At 68.9% G+C, this 17,318-nt stretch carries 12 protein-coding genes and 2 pseudogenes; 4 read left to right on the top strand and 10 right to left on the bottom strand.

What is annotated here, in order from left to right:
* Positions 1 to 130: 130 nt before the first annotated feature.
* Positions 131 to 596 (top strand): annotated as a pseudogene (locus ACZ4RZ_RS49400) (IS5 family transposase); the annotation flags it as partial.
* A 50-nt stretch (positions 597 to 646) separates the two neighbouring features.
* On the top strand, positions 647 to 946 hold the full coding sequence (locus ACZ4RZ_RS49405; RefSeq protein WP_467754214.1) for a hypothetical protein: 300 nt from the start codon (positions 647 to 649) through the stop codon (positions 944 to 946).
* Between the two features lie 732 nt (positions 947 to 1,678).
* On the opposite strand, the gene ACZ4RZ_RS49410 is transcribed toward ACZ4RZ_RS49405, so the two are convergent.
* The 9 genes and pseudogenes from ACZ4RZ_RS49410 to ACZ4RZ_RS49450 all read right to left on the bottom strand — a co-directional run bounded on the left by ACZ4RZ_RS49410 (position 1,679) and on the right by ACZ4RZ_RS49450 (position 13,621).
* On the bottom strand, positions 1,679 to 1,804 hold the full coding sequence (locus tag ACZ4RZ_RS49410; RefSeq protein WP_467754216.1) for a hypothetical protein: 126 nt from the start codon (positions 1,802 to 1,804) through the stop codon (positions 1,679 to 1,681).
* 1,245 nt (positions 1,805 to 3,049) lie between these two features.
* On the bottom strand, positions 3,050 to 3,691 hold the full coding sequence (locus tag ACZ4RZ_RS49415) for a hypothetical protein (protein ID WP_467754217.1): 642 nt from the start codon (positions 3,689 to 3,691) through the stop codon (positions 3,050 to 3,052).
* 1,565 nt (positions 3,692 to 5,256) lie between these two features.
* Positions 5,257 to 8,169: a metallophosphoesterase gene (locus ACZ4RZ_RS49420; protein ID WP_467754218.1), complete on the bottom strand. Its 2,913-nt coding sequence runs from the start codon at positions 8,167 to 8,169 to the stop codon at positions 5,257 to 5,259.
* An 8-nt stretch (positions 8,170 to 8,177) separates the two neighbouring features.
* Positions 8,178 to 9,527 carry a coproporphyrinogen-III oxidase family protein gene (locus ACZ4RZ_RS49425; RefSeq protein ID WP_467754219.1) on the bottom strand — a complete coding sequence of 450 codons (1,350 nt, stop codon included), beginning with the start codon at positions 9,525 to 9,527 and terminating at the stop codon, positions 8,178 to 8,180.
* A gap of 46 nt (positions 9,528 to 9,573) precedes the next feature.
* Positions 9,574 to 9,984 carry an NUDIX hydrolase gene (locus ACZ4RZ_RS49430; protein WP_467754220.1) on the bottom strand — a complete coding sequence of 137 codons (411 nt, stop codon included), beginning with the start codon at positions 9,982 to 9,984 and terminating at the stop codon, positions 9,574 to 9,576.
* Positions 9,981 to 10,706 (bottom strand): hypothetical protein, encoded by a 726-nt coding sequence (locus ACZ4RZ_RS49435; RefSeq protein ID WP_467754221.1) that lies wholly within the window; start codon positions 10,704 to 10,706, stop codon positions 9,981 to 9,983. Before ACZ4RZ_RS49435 ends, ACZ4RZ_RS49430 begins: the two co-directional genes overlap by 4 nt.
* 1,211 nt (positions 10,707 to 11,917) lie before the next feature.
* On the bottom strand, positions 11,918 to 12,463 hold the full coding sequence (locus ACZ4RZ_RS49440; RefSeq protein ID WP_467754222.1) for a hypothetical protein: 546 nt from the start codon (positions 12,461 to 12,463) through the stop codon (positions 11,918 to 11,920).
* A gap of 657 nt (positions 12,464 to 13,120) precedes the next feature.
* Positions 13,121 to 13,317: pseudogene (locus tag ACZ4RZ_RS49445) on the bottom strand (IS701 family transposase); the annotation flags it as partial.
* A 16-nt stretch (positions 13,318 to 13,333) separates the two neighbouring features.
* On the bottom strand, positions 13,334 to 13,621 hold the full coding sequence (locus ACZ4RZ_RS49450; RefSeq protein WP_467754223.1) for a hypothetical protein: 288 nt from the start codon (positions 13,619 to 13,621) through the stop codon (positions 13,334 to 13,336).
* 616 nt (positions 13,622 to 14,237) lie between these two features.
* Here ACZ4RZ_RS49450 and ACZ4RZ_RS49455 point away from each other — a divergent pair.
* Both ACZ4RZ_RS49455 and ACZ4RZ_RS49460 read left to right on the top strand, forming a co-directional pair.
* Complete coding sequence (locus ACZ4RZ_RS49455; RefSeq protein ID WP_467754224.1) at positions 14,238 to 15,797, top strand: alpha/beta hydrolase; 1,560 nt, start codon at positions 14,238 to 14,240, stop codon at positions 15,795 to 15,797.
* A gap of 617 nt (positions 15,798 to 16,414) precedes the next feature.
* Entirely contained in the window at positions 16,415 to 16,759 is a 345-nt protein-coding gene (locus ACZ4RZ_RS49460; RefSeq protein WP_467754225.1) for a transposase, read from the top strand.
* Here ACZ4RZ_RS49460 and ACZ4RZ_RS49465 read toward each other — a convergent pair.
* Positions 16,746 to 17,222 (bottom strand): DUF998 domain-containing protein, encoded by a 477-nt coding sequence (locus ACZ4RZ_RS49465; RefSeq protein ID WP_467754226.1) that lies wholly within the window; start codon positions 17,220 to 17,222, stop codon positions 16,746 to 16,748. The two genes, ACZ4RZ_RS49460 and ACZ4RZ_RS49465, sit on opposite strands and share 14 nt — an antisense overlap.
* Between the last annotated feature and the right edge of the window lie 96 nt (positions 17,223 to 17,318).

A 17,318-nucleotide genomic window follows, 5' to 3' on the forward strand; every position in this document is an offset into this window, starting at 1 on the left:
ACACGCCACCAAAGTGCCGGCAAACCTTCCGCGTCACCGTCACGCGATCACTCTACGCGCGCCACACATCTCGTTGCGGTCAACAGTGCAGATCCATAAACACAGTTGAGGTCAGAGCAGCCCAAAGAGCTCCCGGGGCGGCCTGACCACCACGATCCACCTCGCGGTCGAGCAGGGGCAGAAGCCCCTGTCCATCGTGATCACGGCCGGGCAGCGGGGTGATTCCCCGCAGTTCGAGCCGGTCCTGGAAGCGATCCGAGGTCCCCGGATACGGCCCCGGACGCCCCCGCAAGCGCCCCGACCGAGTGCGCCCGGACAGGGCGTACGACTCCCGTAAGAACCGCTCCTACCTGCGGCGGCGCGGGATCAAGGCCACGATCCCGGTTCCGGCGGGCCGAGTCCGCAACCGGCAGAACCTTCGCTCCAGGGGTGGCCGGCCGCCCAAGTTCGACAAGACCGACTACCGCGAGCGCCATGCGGTCGAGTGTGGGATCAACCGCCTCAAGCGCCACCGGGCCGTGGCGACTCGATACGACAAACTCGCCCTGCGCTACGAAGCGACCGTGCTGATCGCAGCCATCAACGAGTGGCTCTGACGTCAGTAAATGCTTCGGCGGCACCGCCTGGCGAGCCTTAACGTGCCCTCATGGGGATCAGCGTTCAGGTTCGGACATTCACAGGTGCGGTTGAAGTCACCTGCGTGCATCCCGCCATCGCCGCCCTGTGCGGACGGGCGGCGAGGCAGAATCTGCCCCTGCTCGGATGCGTCGACCCCTACGACGACACCGTGTTCAACCGGTCGCAGCTCAGGATCCTCATCCCGGAACTCCGGGCCTTGGCGGACGGCTCAACCGCCGATGAAGCCGAGGCGGTGCACGAAATCCTTGCTCTGACTGCTCAAGTCGAGCGCAAAGCTCACCGATACCTCGTCTTCAACGGCGACTGACGACGCCGCTTTCACACCACGCCCTGGCCGGGGCCGGTCCGGCGGATCGGGTCGCAGGGGAGCTGCGGCGCCTCGTAAACGAAGGTGAGCGGGTCCTGGGGCGTCCAGCCGCAAGGCGGAGGAGGGCGACGACGCGAGGGGGGTCCCCCTGTTCGAGCGAAGCCGGGAACCTGGGGGCGCCGGCAACCGGCGACCAGGCCGCCGATGGGCGCACCAGGACCCGCGTCTTCGACCTGATCCGCCGGACCGGCCCCCCGGCCACCGCACGGCCGGCGAGCGAGCGCTGAGCGCCGGCCCATCCGGCGTGAGCCAGTCCTTCGGCCTGTCCGGCAGGTCCTGCGACCGGATACAGCCCGTGCCGGGCCTGCGGCGCCGGCCGGGCCCGCCGCCCCCGCCCCGGCCGCGGTTGCCGCCGTGACCGCCGGCGCCGCAGGCCGCCTCACGGCCAAGGGAGATCAGCAGCCGGGTCCCGGTGGCCGGGTCCTGCCGCGCCGCCGGGCGGCGCGGCAGCCGCGAACGTGACACCGACGGCGGACGCCAGTGCAGCCGCCGCCAGGATGAAGCAACGTCGCCACAAACGCCTGAGCATGGGAATTCTCCGTTCTCGCCTCGCCTGCGCCCTGGCACCGGGCGGCGCCGCGCGGCCGGTGCACGATCCGGCGGCCAAAACCCCGCCGTGGCGGGGCGGAAGGCGGTGCAGGCCCCTGGCCCCGCCCCCTTCCCGACGGGCCCTCACGGCCCGGACGGGGTGAACCGTCCGGGCCGCCGGATGTGCCGGGCCGCCGCCCCGGACGGCGCCACCGCCAGCACCGCCGCCGCCACCCTGGACGCCACCAGCGCCAGCGCTCCCGCCGTCACCGCCCGCGCCACCGCTCCCGCCCCGGCCTCCCCGCTTACGGGGCTCCTCCTTCCTCGGGTTGCCGTACCCGTCCTTCGTCGCGTGGTCGTGCCTGTCGATCCAGTGATGCTTGCGGCCGCGCTTGTACCATTCACGGTTCTCTCCTACCGAACAGGGGATTCTCTGACGGGTAAAAACGGGCAAGAGAGGAAGACCCCGGAAAAGGGAATTCCGCCTCACCGTGCAGCCCCGCTTTTCTTTCCGGTGAGGCCGCACCTCAAGTAGGCCCGGCCGGCACAGCGGCGGTCACGTTCCTGCAAATCGTGGCTTGACGCAGCCGCAGGCAACGGGTAAAAGCGCGCAAAAGACGCCGCCGGGCAGCGGCGCGGCAGCCGCTTTCCGGCCGGCCCCGCTGCGGCAGGGCCCGGGCCGCCGGGGCACCAGCACAGCCCCGCGCGGCCGGCGGCCCGCCGCCACCCGCACCAGGCACACCGCCGCTCACCCGGGCGGCCTGCCCACGAGCAGCGCACCCGCACACCGCCCCGCCCCGGCAACACCGCCGCACACCGCTGCGAGCACGCACGAGGCACACAGCAGCCCTCCCGCACGGCCCGCACCCGCCCCTGCCCCGCAGCGCCCCAACCGCCCTCACGGCCAAAGGGTTCCGACACCGCGTCACCAACGGGCCCGCCCCCACCGGCCAGACCACCCGGGCCGGGCAGTTCCTTTCCGGGAGCTGAAGGACACGCCCCCGGCGGGGCGCCGTCCGGTCCGCAGTCAAAGCGGCGCCTCCTGCCGGACGACGCGGGCCGGGAAGCCGTGCAGGCCCTGGCGCCCACCGGCTCGGGCCGCCACCGGGCCCATGCGGGTGATCCGCCGGTTCCCGGCGGCCCGGTGGACGGGCCGGCCGAGGTCGTCGGCTTCGTCACCGAACAGCTGAGGGCGACTGGACCCGCGGTGGCGCCGCCGCCACCCGCGCGTTCCACGACCCCCAGCGGGAGCAAGACACCGGGAGCATGCCGGCGGGAGCCAGCAGACGAGGGGAGCGCGGCCTCGCCGAGACCGGGGAGGACTTCACCGGCCTGGGCAAACGCGGCGGCACGGACGCCCGGGGGCGGGCCGCAGACGTTGTTCCCGGGGGGTGGAGGAATACATCCTCCGCGCCACCGCCCTGTTCAGCATCCGCTCATGCGTCAGTCCGGCCGGGCGGCAAGAACTTGCCGCCCGGCCGGAGATACGGTCCGCGATTCTTTCCCTGTCAGACCTTAGTTGCCATTGCCGTTCCCGTTGCCATTGCCGTTCCCGTTGCCGTTCCCGTTGCCATTGCCGTTTCCGTTGCCGTTCCCGTTGCCGTTCCCGTTGCCGTTCCCGTTGCCGTTCCCGTTGCCGTTCCCGTTTCCGTTGCCGTTCCCGTTGCCATTGCCGTTCCCGTTGCCATTGCCGTTCCCGTTGCCGTTGCCGTTGCCGTTGCCGTTCCCGTTGCCGTTGCCGTTGCCGTTCCCGTTGCCGTTTCCGTTGCCGTTCCCGTTGCCGTTCCCGTTGCCGTTGCCGTTCCCGTTCCCGTTGCCGTTCCCGTTGCCGTTCCCGTTGCCGTTGCCGTTCCCGTTCCCGTTGCCGTTCCCGTTGCCGTTCCCGTTCCCGTTCCCGTTGCCGTTGCCGTTCCCGTTGCCGTTCCCGTTTCCGTTGCCCTTGCCCTTGCCCTTGCCGTTTCCGTTGCCATTACCGTTGCCGTTGCCATTGCCGTTGCCTTGGTGGGCATGATGGCCGTGACCGGCTACGGCCGTGTGCGGCGCCGACGCCGGGGCAGCGGCGAATGCACCGGTGGCGGGCAGCATCACACCTCCTGCAGCCAGAGCGGTCGAGGCGGCAAGCATCAGGAGACGTCGGGTCTTATTGGGGGAAGTCATGGTGTTTCTCCTTCGGTGAGAAATGGTGAAGAGTTATCGAATGCCCCTGTCGATTCACGGGCCATTCGCCTGGCGGGACACACGTCCCGCAATCACACCGCCGGAGTTTTACCGGACGATGCGGGTGGGCCCTGATGTGCGTGAACCCATGCTCAATTAGGACCCGGCGAGCAAATCGCGTCACGCCCCTGAATTTCGGGACTTGACATATAAAGACGGCCGCGATACGGGGCAGGGGCATCCGGCCGGGCGCCGGCGCACGGCGGTCGGGCAGCACACCGGGCTCGGACGAAGAGGTGCCCTGCGTCCCGCGCCATCGCGTTCATCCGCACCCTGGCCGGGCGCACCGCTCACACCGGGCGAGCCGCATCGCCCACGGGGCCACCGGCCCGTCCGGGAAGAGCCTCACTGCGCGAGGGATGCCCGGCAGTCACGGCGCAGGGGAAAAACCGTTCCCCCTGCCCCCCTGCCCCCCTGTCCCCCTGCCGCGGAAAACGTTCCCGCGGGCGCCGCCTGCGGCGCTGCCCGCGTCCAGGGCGGGCACCGCCACGGATCCGGTGCATTGCGGGCCGTGAGAACCGGCGTAGCGCGGGTGGCCCAGGCGCGGCGGGCGCCCGCCGCAGCCCCGCAGGACACCCTCGGCGGGCTGCGAGAAGGGGGGCACCGACCAGGCATCCGGCCGCCCTGCCGCCTGAATCCGGCGGCAAGGCCGTCACCGTCTCCCGCGCAGGCGAGACGGTCCCCCTTCCCCGGGCTGGCCGCCCCGGCCGCTGCCGGAAGAGCCTCTTTCGCCCCGAGACCTTCGTCGGGCAGGCCGTCGACGGTGAAGTTCTCCCCGAAGATCCCGATGGTGAGGTCGCAGGCCGGCACGTGCGCGCGAGCACGCGGGAACTGTTCCGCGCGGCTTTTTGAACGCCGGCTCGCCGGGCGGCCGGAGGGGAGGGCCCGAGGGATGCGTCCCGAGACTGAGCGGGGGCTCGCGTCCTGCCCCAAGCCCCCGCAGCCGGTGCATGCCTCCCCCGGGGCCGTCCGCTTCTCCTGGACTGGCTTCGTTCACTTCCAGTGACAGCAGGTACCGATGGGTTGCCGCAGCGGTTGGCGATCCAGGGCTCTGGGATGGTCATGAGAAATGACGGCGATGCAGTGTCCGGGCTCAGGTATGGACACTCACTGTGCAAGCTGCGGCTATTGCGGGCGGGCGTTGCCAGGGGCCGGCCACGCCTGAGATCGGTGTGGCCCGAGGTCGTGGGGCACGCGGTCAGCGCGAAGCTGCCGGTATCCCGGGCGAACCTCAACCGTGTGTCCGCCGCCCGGACCGTCCAGGGGCCGGCACGGCATGACAGGCACAGGCCTCGCCACCGCGGCAGAACGGAACCCGCGCCGATCGCGAGAAGGCCAGATCCCCATTCCGACTCGATCAGCCTGGGTGAGGCGCTGTGGACCCGTGGCACGATTTCGCCGAGCCCGGCAGCACAGACCGCAACGGCCCGAAGCAGCCTGGACCACTGCGACGGTCTCGTCCGTTTGGCGAAGTACCGGTCGACCGCCCTGGAACACCGTCCCGGTCATCCGTGCCTCGGTTCCGTCGTCGCGGCGTGCATCGCCTGCAGTTCCTGCAACAGGGACCCGCCCAATGACGGGTCTTCCCAGAGCGATTCGAGCACTCCCGCTGCCACGGCGCTGTCCTGGACCCCCAACTTCTCGTTCCTCCACAGGGCGTAGTCGTAGAGCGAGTACAGGTCGAGGTACTGCCGCTGAGGGGCGATGCTGGTGGTGTATCCCGCAGCCGACATGAAGGCCAGCGACCGCTCGCGAGTCCGCCCCCAGCTTTGCGCATGGTCGGTGTCGATGTAGGGCGGGTCCTCTCGGCGGTCCAGGTCGCCGTAGTAGTACATCAGGTAGCCGCGGTTCCAGGCACGCCACTCAGCGGATCTGCGTGACTCCTCGACGAAGCGTTCCAACGCCTCCTTGTCGCCGAGGTGGCACAGGCCCCACAGGAGGGACTGTTGCAGGAACATGTCCTTTTCGGATTCGAGGAGTTGCTGTAGTGCCGAGCCGGAGTCTGGAGCCGAACGGGAGAGCAGGTAGGCGATCAGGTTGCCGGTTGTCCGCCGTTTCGGGACGCCCATGCGCAGCGGCTTGGTCTCCTGGTAGGCGGAGACGAGCGCCGATGTCAGCTTCACCGTTCCGATGGCTCGCAACTCGTCGGCGAGGAAGTGCCTGATCTCGGGGGTGAGATCGAGGCTCAGCATGTCTGCCAGATCCACAGTGGAACCCCGCAGGACAGCCTCGTTGACCTGGTCGAGGTAGTAGCGGGCAACCAGATACTCGAAGAAGGAGTAGTGCACGAAGCGCGCCCACACCCGGCCGGCCACGCGCCACTGGTCGCAGAGTTGGCTGAGCGCGCGCGAGAGGCATCTCGGCTGGACGTTGAGGTCGGCACTGAGCATCTTGCCGACGGCATTCAGACTGAACCGTTCTTCGATGAGAAGGCCCTTGGCGAAGATGAACCAGGCCGCCTTGATCCAGACCTCTTGCGAAGTCGCGCAGACGTCGCACCCCGCGCTCTGCAGGGCGGTGTCGCTGGCTGCTGACAGCTTGTCCATGTACTCCCCGTAGAGACCCACCAGGCTCTGGACGGACAGCACCTCCTGGCTCCCGAGGAAGGTCAGCATCCGGGCGAAGAGCGGGCGTCTGGCAAGTGTCGAGAGGGCCGGCGAGTCGCGGACGGTCTGCAGGACCGCCGTGGAGTCCAGCAGGCCGCAGGACACCAGCCTGGAGACGAACTCGGCGAACTGGTTCTCAAGGGTCCACTCGTCCAAGGAGACGATCAGATCGAAGGCACCGCCCTCCATGAATCTCGCAAGCTGGTCCTCGAACTCCCGGCGGCGGCAGGTCACCACCAGGCGGTACCGGTCGCCCACCTGGTCCAGGAGGTGCGCTAGATCGGTCGAGGTGTCGAACTCGCCGAGGCCTTCGTCGAGACCGTCCACCACCAGCACCACGTTGCGGACTTCCCCCTCACGCGCCTGTCTGAGGGCCAAAGAGAGCTCACTGACCCCCGCATCGTCGGCAAGGACGTCCGGCAGGTCGGAAAGACGCAGGGCGAGGGCGGGAATCTGCCGCTTCCTGAGTTCCTCCAGTACGGCGTAGGACGTGACACTTTTGCCACTGCCCGGTTCGCCCAGGATCAGAACCGACTGGTCCGCCCGGATTTCATCGCAGAGGGAGGCCGGCGTCAGGCGCCGTGACGGGTCCGCGAGATCGGTGAGGCCGGCCTGGATGTACAGCCCGCGGCGGTGGAGCTCGGCAATACTCATGTCCAGCGGGTAGGCGGTCCGTCGGGCACCGATCCTGCGCACGGAGCGTTCGGACGCCTTCCAGAGCCGCTGGAGCGTGGTGTTCACCCCGGCGGGGACGCAGGGCGCCGGGGCGGGACCTCCTGTGACCTCCTTGACCCGATGGTCGACGTACATGTGGCCGTCGGGCACGGACTCCGGATCGACCCGGAAGGACACCTGGCTCGCAACCCATCGCCGCGGCCAAATCCGAGCCCACACACTCCCCTGAGCATCAACGTACAAAGAGGTGACGCAGTACGTGAAGCTGCCGGTGCCCCGGCCGGTCGCTGTGTCGAACTCATGGCTCGCTCCCGCCGCCACCCGGACGAGCCCGGGGCCGCCGCCGCGCAGCCGCAGTTCCGACTCCGCCCGGTGGACGTGTCCGGAGAGATGGAGGTCCGCCCAGCGCCGGACCCGGGGCTCGACCTCCTGGCTGTCCCGCATCCACTCCAGCGGATGGTGTGTGACGAGTACCGAGACGTCGTGCGCCTCACCGGGCTTCAGTATGTCGTGCAGTTGCTGCAGGCCCAGCTGGAGTTTGCCGAAGTCGTCGTCCCCCTGGCACAGCAAAGCACTGTTGCCGCCCGCGATCCTGACACGCAGGTCCTCCCGGGCGTCGATGACAGTGGACCAGTAGAGCGGATGCGGCGCAGCCGACTCCTCGAGCGCGGCACCAAAATTCTGCGCGAACCGCTGATAGGCGGCGAACCTGGACACCAGGCGCTCGCTGTCGCGGGGGGACGCAAATGCTTCCTCGACCGAGCCGCCGCCGCGCAGCTCCCCCAGCAGGCGTCGGACATCATCGTCGTTGTCGGCAACGCGCCGGTCGACATCGTGGTTGCCGGGCACCACCAAAATCGCATCGGCTCCCAGTTGGAGCCGCTCCCCGAGCCCGAGCAGGTACTGCTTCGCCTCGTCGTACTCCGACTCCGCGAGGGCCCCGCCGGAGTAGGCGATGTCCCCGCTCACCACGACCTGGTCGACGGCGGGGATGTGGCTTCGCTGCCGGAGGTCGAGCAGATCCTCCAGCAGGGCGCCCAGGACGTCGCTGCGTTCGGCCGCGGCGTAGCGCCTGCCGTGGCCGAAGTGGATGTCGGACAGGTGCAGCCACGTCAGTCTGAATTGATCGAAGGACATGGGAGAACTCATTCGCTGTAGCTGAATCCGCGCAATCGGTTGCGCACTTCAGTGCTTAAAAATGTCTGCACGGCGAGGTCTCTGACCCTGATGCCGTAGGGGGTGAGGCTGATCTCGTCCGGGCCTGTGTCGCAGATCCCGGCGTCGCCCAGGACGTTGAACTCGTGGGGGAAGGCCGCCAGCGGGTCCTTGCCGAAGAGGGAATGGAACCAGGACCTGTCGAGGTGGATGAGGTTGAGGATGACCGCCTTGCGTTCTCGTTCTTCCCCGCCCATCAGACAGCCGTCCGTAACCGGCATCTCGTCCGCCTTCACGGCGCGCAGGTAGGCGTGCAGCGCGTCTCCCCTGGACAGGAGCGAGTAGCCGTTGCGGGTGTCCAGCTCCCAGAGGTAGCTGCGGGCACCCGCGCCCAGCCCCAGAACATTTTGCATGCGCCAGTGGTTGACTTTCTGCGCGTATCCCCCGCCCGCCTTGATCCAACGGACGTGTGTCTCCTGGCGGTAGCCCGCTTCGGTGAGCAACTCGTTGGCGATGTCGTAGCGCCGGTAGAGAGTCGAGGCGCCGACCGAGGAGTAGCCGCGCTTGTCGTAGCCGGTGAAAGGACGGCTTGTGAGGGGGTAGGCGCATACGGTCTGCGGTTCCATCCGCGCCACTGTGCGCAGCGACGTTCGCCATGCCTCGTCGGTCTGCCGTTCCAGACCGTAAATGAGGTCGACGCACACGTTGTCGAAGCCGGCGGCAAGGGCCTCCTGAAGGACCTGCACGCGCCGCGCGCCGCTCAGCCGCCCGATCCGCGCCACCTCTTCGGAAATGACGGACTGGTAGCCAAGGTTGACCCGGTCGATCCCTGACTGGCGGATGTCCCGGAGCCGGGCGGCGTCGACGGTCGCCGGGTCCACCTCGAGCGCGACCTCGCGCGGCGCGGGAGAGCCGCTTTCAGAAAACAAAGCGAGGAGTTCCTCAACCAGCCCTCCCAGCAGCACCGGTTCCAAAAGGGAAGGCGTTCCGCCGCCGATATAGAGGGTGGCAATGGTCTTCGGCGTGCTCAAGGCTGCATAGAGACTCGCCTCCCGCAGGACCGCAGCCGTGTACGCCCCGTGGTCCACACTCCCGCCCGTCGTTGTATACAAATTGCAGAAGCTGCAGATCTGCCGGCAGAAAGGAACATGGACGTACAGGTTGAGGATGTCAGAATGCGCGAGCGAAGCATGCACCAATGACTCGATCTCCTGGCGGTCCAGCCCCAAGGGACGGTAAGTCTGCCGCGGCGGGTACATGTACATGTAGTCCGCATGAACAGTTTCAGCACGTGCGAGGACTTCGGCGCTGCTCTGCGGTGAGTCGATGTGGACATGCATGCGGACCCCCGGAGTCGTCTGGTCGGTGCCGTGCCGTGCCGTCGGTTCAGAGGGCAACGCGTCCAGATGCGACCTCGTCGAGGAAGTTGACCGTGTTGGCAGAGAGCTCACTTCGGAGTGCTTCCAGCTCCTCGATCCTGAAGTACCCGAACTCGTCATGAGTCTGGGGTTCCATGATGGTGGGGTGTCCTGCCAGAACGACAGCAAGGAACCACGAGTACTTCATCGTGAAACTGTCCTCCTGGAAGGACTTGCCGCCGAGTTCGTCCACCACCTCGACCTGGATACCGAGCTCTTCCTCCAGTTCACGGACGGCCGTACGGTCGGCAGACTCGCCCTCGTCGATCTTGCCCCCTGGGATCTCCCACTGTGTCCGCTTGGCAGTGTTGCGATGCACCAGCAGCATCCTGTCGTCCGCGTCCTTGATGATGCAGCCGGCCAGGTGGATACGCTTCATTCGTTCGTTCTCCGGTTCTGATGTCGGTTGGGATGCACGTCGGACGGCGGCCAGACCCCGCGTATGCGGGTGAGCGCCTGCTGGATTTCCGTGTGGAACCTGGCGATCCCCACGCGCGCAGCCTCGATCGTGGGCGCGTCGATGTGACAAGAGTTGTCGAGAACGGCGTCAAAGACGGACCGGTCGGTCCGGATGTCGACTCCGAGCAGCGGTTCGAGGCGGGCAGCAGTGAGCCGATCCTTCTCCTCGGCCAGCGCCCGACATTCCTCAAGGCAGAGGTAAGGACCGCGCGGCTCCTGGGAAACCCTGACCTTCAGGCTCCTGGAGGTCAGGTCGGAGTGGATGTAGATGCAAATGCACGGAGTCCCGCCGACCAGCCAGGGAAGCGACCACGAATCGAACACGGTGCGCGTGCGCTGTTGCACCTCGGCTGCAAGCAGCCGGTTCACTTCCTCGTCCGCCGGATACTGGTCCCGCATCCGCTCGATGGCCAACAGGCCGGCAGTCCACAGAGCGTTGTCCGGATCGGGGCGGATGTCGAGCATCCCGAGCATGAGCTGGCTGGCCGAGACGTAGTCGTACCCCAGCCACTTGGCAACGAGAAGGGCGTGCGTGGTCTTCCCTGCAGCGGTGAGGCCAGAGACAACAATGTTCCGAAAGTCGGCTGCGGGCTGCGGGGAAGCCCCCGCGGCGCCGCCCGTCAGCAATCCCCCGGGCGGCACGCTCCCGGCTCCGGGACCTCTCACTCGGTCATCTGCCACGTCGCAATCTTCGGATATGGCGTCCTCCGGACGGCTGGTAGCACAGACACGCCGTTGCGGGCACCAGCCGGCCAAGCGGCGCCCGCCAGTCAGCAACCCGCAGACCACAGGCAATTGACTGCGCGTCATGTCGGCACCCAGCAGTCTAGGACCACCGAGTGCACGTCGCTGCAGATTGCCACCACCCTTCTGCGAGGCCGAACCGTCACAGGCGGCCGCCAGGCCCCGCCCGGCTGCCCGGGCAGAAGATTCCTGCCCAAGTGAGGCATTGCGCACTCGCCGGACCAAGGCCCTGTATCGGCCTTTCCGAAGCGGCCTCGTAAAGCTTGGACACCAGTGGGCAAGACCGCAGGGCGGGAACGGGCTGACGCCGGCCTGCCCGATCCCGATGCCCTGGATATGGACACCCCCCAACAGCCGCGAAGGCCGCCCCGGGCGGCCGACCGGCAGCGTCACCGCCACCTGACAGGGTCAGCAGGCCCGGCCGCCCGGCCGGTCCCCCGGCACCTCCCCGCCCCGCCCTGCGATGCCGGCCGGGCCGGGGAACCCGCCGGGGCCCGGGGTGAGAAGTTCCCGGACCACGACGTCCAGTCGCCCGAGGCGAACGCCAGCACCAGCAGGAAAGACAAGGCAGCCGCCGCCACGATGCCGGACACGGCATGACGGACACGGCATGACGGACACGGCATGACGGACACCGCCGCCCCCTGCAACCCCCCTCCCCCACAACCTCCCCCGCTTCTCCAGGCACGCCAAAGGACACGCGACGCGGACACGGACCCGCCCCAACGAGCAGCCGCGCCCCCGCCCCCGCAGATCCACACCCGCACCACACCCGCACCACGCCGGCACGGCATCACCGGCCCCGCAGATCCACACCCGCACCACGCCGGCACGGCATCACCGGCCCGCCACCCCGCCGGCAGCCGCCGGCCGCGGTCGCCGGCCACGGCAGCGGTACTCCCCCACCATCCCCCCAAGGCCCGCAGCCGCTGCACCCCGGACACCTGCCCAACACCCGGACAGACCACCCCACTTCACGGTGCAGGCCCGCACCACAACAGCCCCCCACCCCCGGACACACACATGCCGGCCGGCCGGGCGGCATGTCCCTCGAGACTGCCACCCGGCCGGACCGGACCTCACGCAACACCGTCCACGACGGTCACGCCCTAATTCGTGTTCGTGTTCGTGTTCGTGTTGGTGTTCGTGTTGGTGTTGCCGCCACCACCATTGCCGTTGCCGTTCCCATTGCCGTTCCCGTTGCCGTTGCCGCCGCCCTGGCCGGCATTCGTGTTCGTGTTCGTGTTGGTATTCGTGTTGGTGTTGGTATTCGTGCTGCCGCCACCATTGCCGTTCCCGTTCCCGTTGCCGTTGCCGTTGCCGTTGCCGTTGCCGGCTTCCTTGTCGGCGGGCTTGCTGGCGTTGGTGTTCGTGTTGGTATTCGTGTTGGTGTTGTTGATGATGACGACAACACCCCCGCGGCCGCCCTTGCCGTTCTTCCCGTTCTTGCCGTGCTTGCCGTTCTTGCCGTGCTTGCCGTGCTTGTCGTGGTGGCCCTGGCCGGCCTGGGCGTGGGCCATCGCGGTGACACCGGCGGGGGCGTGTGCCGGGGCCGCGGCGAAGGCGCCGGTGGCGGGCAGCAGCGCACCTCCTGCTGCCAGCGCGGTCGAGGCGGTGAGCAGCGCGATACGGCGGGTACAGGACGTGCGGGCCATGAGAATTCCTCCGGTGGGAATAGCGGGAAAAGGATTAAAGGGGATTGCCGGGCTGTTCCCGGCGATGCGGGCGGGCCACCTGATCTGCGTGAACCCATGCCTCAATTAAGCCCCGGCACGCCCACCGCGTCATGCCGCTGAATATCGGGGCTTGACAGACCACCACAGCCGCGTTAAAAGTCCCGCCGGCCATACACCCGGCGCCCCCCCCACACATGACCGGCCGGCACACAGCCCGCACGAACCGGCACGACATCGCACCGGCACACCGGCACCCTCCGGCCTGCACACCACACCAGCCCGCCACGCCCGGCACCCCGCGGCAAGCCCCCGGCCCCACCCCCGCCACATTCCAGGCCCGCCCCCCCGCCACATTCCAGGCCCGCCCCCCCGCCACATTCCAGGCCCGCCCCCCCGCCACATTCCGGGCCCGCCCCCCGCCACATTGCGGGCCCGCCCCGCGGCAGATTCCGGGCCCGCCCCGCGGCAGGCCCGTAGAGCCGGCGCCTCAACGCCCGGCCCGGCAGACCGCGAAGCGCAGGCCGCCGGTCACCCGGCAGTTGAGGTCTTCTCAGCGATGCGTCCGGGCGCCTCCCCGTCCGCGGGGGCGGGGAGAAAAACGTGCGCACAAGGCCCGGCCCCGGCTCCTCGATCCTCTGCCGGCGTGCATGCCTGGGGGTCGAGCCGCCGCAGAGCGAAAAAGCCCTGGCCCCGGTGAGGAGGGTGAGGTGGAGGTGTCCGGCGCGCCAGGTGCGGCCCTCGAAGTGGTCCAGGCCCGGCCCGTGTGCGAGATCGCGTCAGCCGTGCTCGATTCGCCCGTGCATCCTCGCCCGCCGCACCAGCCCGGCAACCGGCGCGGCGGCGGACAGATCAGGCGGCGAACGCCGTGATCAGGGCAAGGACACCGGCCAGTCCGATCGCTGCGAGAGCGGTTTTGGCGACAGCTGTCCCCATACGGCCGGTGCCCTGGCGGGCGCAGTGGATGCCCATGACGCCGAAGGCGAGACCGAGGCCACCGGCGATGACCGACCACGCGAGCGCGGGCCACGCGAGCGCGGGCCACGCTCCCGCGGCACCGACAACCCCAAGGACCAGAGCCAGGGGGCCCAGCGCGACGGCGGGTGTGCCGTCTCGGCCAGGCGTGGCTGTTCCAGACACACCTCCCCCTATTTGAACGCGTTCACATCGTGTTCCCGGTGGCAGCAGGGAGCAGGGCTGCCTGCGCGTGCCGTCCTCACCACCGAGCCCGCCCCTCACCGGCCTGCGCCAGGCCCTCCGCCCGCCAGGACCCGCCAGGACCTGCCACGAAACACGATAAGAACGCGGCTCGAGACACCTCGCAAAACCCCGCGGCGGCCGGGCTCCCGAACGGCGGGACAGGTCACCCCGGAGCCAGCCCCCCCAGGGGGGCAGGCCCCTGGCCTGCCGGCACATCACCACAACAGCCCGCCACGGCGGCCCGGCCGCCGTGCGGCGCCGGCCGGGCCTCAAACGCCGGCACAGCGGCCCTGCCGCCGCGGTGCCGGCTCCTGGCCGACACCGGCCACCGCGTCAAGCCCCGAGTTGTCGGAGCATGACGCGGCCACACCGCCCGGGCCCTACTACAAGAGCGGACCCCACCCCCACAGGCCCACGGCCGCACGGCAGGGACACACACCCCCGCAGCACACCATCCGCTCCCCGCCACCGGGGCGCCCCCACACCCGCCCCACCGGCGCAGGAGTCTGCACCCCAGCCCTGCCCGCACCCGGCACGAAAGAACGGAAGTCCCCGCATGCCCCCCACCTCCAAAGCCCTGCGCACCGGCGCACTGGGCGCCGCCGCCGCAGTGATCGCCACCGCCCTCGCCGGATGGACCGCCCACGCCCTGCCCGCACCCGCCGACACCGCCGGCCAGCCACCCCCCGCACTGACCGCACAAAAACTCAGCTGGCACACCTGCCCCGCCCCCACCCCCGCACAGGGCACCCAGCCCGCCCCCGGCCGCGCATGGCAGTGCGCCACCCTCAAAGCCCCCCTGGACTACACCCAACCCGACGGCGACACCATCAACCTCGCCCTGATCCGCACTAAGGCCACCGACCCCGGCAAACGCATCGGCTCACTGCTGTTCAACTTCGGCGGCCCCGGCGCCTCCGGCGTCTCCATACTCCCCACCGCCGGCACCGAATTCCAGACCCTCAACACCCGCTACGACCTGGTCGGTTTCGACCCCCGCGGCGTCGGCGCCAGCACCCCCGTGACCTGCCTCAGCGACAAGGAAACCGACGCCTACTACGCAGGTGACAGCCCCGACACCAGCACACCGACGGACGCCGCCGACTTCAACCAGCACTACCTCCAACGCTGCCGGCACCACTCCGGCAAAATCCTCCCCCACCTCGACACCGTCAGCACCGCACGCGACATGGACCTCATGCGCCACGTCCTCGGCGACCGCACACTGCACTACTTCGGCATGTCCTACGGCACCAAACTCGGCGCCGTCTACGCCCACCTCTACCCCAAAAACGTCGGCCACCTCGTCCTGGACGCCGTCATGGACCCCACCAAAGACCCCCTGCACGAAGCCCTCGCCCAGACCAAAGGCTTCCAGCTCGCCCTCGACAACTACATGAAGGACTGCGCCGCCACCCACCACACCGCCTGCCCCACCGGCCACGGCGGCACGGACGGCAACCACAAACTCACCGCCCTGCTCAACACCCTCGACCAGCACCCCCTGCCCACCAGCAACGGCCGCCGGCTCACCGCCGGCCTCGCCTTCACCGGCATCATGTCCGCGCTCTACTCCCAGACCACCTGGCCCACCCTGACCACCGCACTGAACGAAGCACACAACCAAAGCCGCGGCGACACCCTGCTCGCCCTCGCCGACGCCTACAACGGCCGCGACCCACACGGCCACTACTCCAACATCAACAGCGCCAACACCGCCATCAACTGCGCCGACCAGAAACAGCGCTACACCACCACCGACATCCAGACCCACCTCCCCCAATTCCGCAACGCCTCACCCCTCTTCGGCGACGCCATGGCCTGGTCCCTCACCAGCTGCACCGGCTGGCCCACCACCACCACCACCAACACCCCCCACGTCAACGCCCCCCACGCCGCACCCATCCTCGTCATCGGCAACACCGGCGACCCCGCCACCCCCTACCAAGGAGCACACCACATGGCCCACGCCCTCGGCCCCCGCACCGGCATCAACATCACCCTCACCGGCCAAGGCCACGGCGGCTACACCAGCAACAACACCTGCCTCAAAACCCTCGTCGACCACTACCTCCTCAACAACACCACCCCCCCAAACAACACCACCTGCACATAACACCCACACCCACCCACACCCACACCCACACCACGCAGGACGCACCCCGCACCCCGCACCCCGCACCACGCACCCCGCACCCCGGACCCCGCACCACGCACCCCGCACCCCGCACCCCGCACCCCGCCACGGCACACCCCGCCACGGCGGGGTACGGCACACCCGCCCGCACCACCTTCGGTAAGCCCAAACCACGCAACACCCCGAACCACATACAGCCCCCCGGCGACACCCACACCCCGATCAACCAGCCACGCTCACGCGAAACGCACGACCCTGGACCAAGGCCACACAGACAACTCGCACTCCCCCAGCCGCAACAGACTCCCGGCACACCACCACCAAGAGACACCCCCCACACCCAAAACCCGCCACCACACCGGCCCACCCGCCCGGCCAGCAAGCACTTCCCAGCGAGCTCTTCGCCAAAGACCGCATCGACGCGGTGCAGTACAGCAACGACAGCGGAAAGACACCGAACCAGCCGAAAGCCCGACCATTCACGTCTGACCCGCCGCAACCAACACCCGAAATCCCCGAACCCGCCGCCCCGGCAAACCCCACCAAAAGTACGAGCCCCCGCGACCGCCCCGCGACACTCCCACAGCAAAGACGCCATGACTCCGTTCATCACGGCCCTGCTGCTTCAGGTCCGGCTCGCCTGCCCGGACATCACCCGGGCCTGCGACCTGGCCCGGGCGTTCGCCGAGTTGGTCCGCCACCAGCGCGGATACCTGCTGCTGGAGTGGATCCGGCAGGCCGAACAGGACGCACCGAAGCCGATGAAGGGCTTCGCCAATTTCCTCCGCCAGGACCTCGACGCCGTCACCGCCGGACTCACCCTGCCGTGGAGCTCCGGGGTGGTCGAAGGTCACGTGAACCGGGTGAAAACCCTCAAGAGGGCAATGTGTGGCCGGGCCTCGTTCGAACTTCTGCGGGCCCTCATCCTCACCCAGCCGTGAGTGTCACGGAACTGCTCGTGTCCTGCCTGCGGGGTGCCTGGGGGAACAGACTGCGGGCGCCGACAGCCAGCGTCCACAGCAGGAGGGGAAACGCTGCGACCCGCTCCATGCCTCCCATCCCCAGACCCAGGTAGTGGTGGGAAAGGAAGAGCCCCAGGGCAGTGATCGCCGTGATTCCCAGCAGGCTGGTGGCCCAGCGCAGTGGGCCCGGGACATCGTTCGACAGTGCGACTCCGGCCAGCAGAAGGCCGATGTTGCCCGCTCCCATGATGAGCAGGGCACCAAGGACGTGCTGGTTCTCGTTGACGTCCGCAGGTGCCACCCCGGCAAGCACGAATCCCAGGCCGGCACCGGCCAGGAGAATCCGGGCCACGGCGGGGGTTGCACCTCGGCGCCACAGGGGACCAGTCAGAGCGGCGCCGACGATAAGAAGCGCCCCCAGGGCGAAGAACGAGACGTTCATAAGAGCTCGTAACACGATCTTGTTGAAGTGCCCTGGTCCGGCGTGACCGATGTGACGATTCGGCCGTTCGGGAGGGTGTGAGTACTCGGCCGTGGA

This window comes from Streptomyces sp. NPDC027189, from assembly GCF_055566975.1.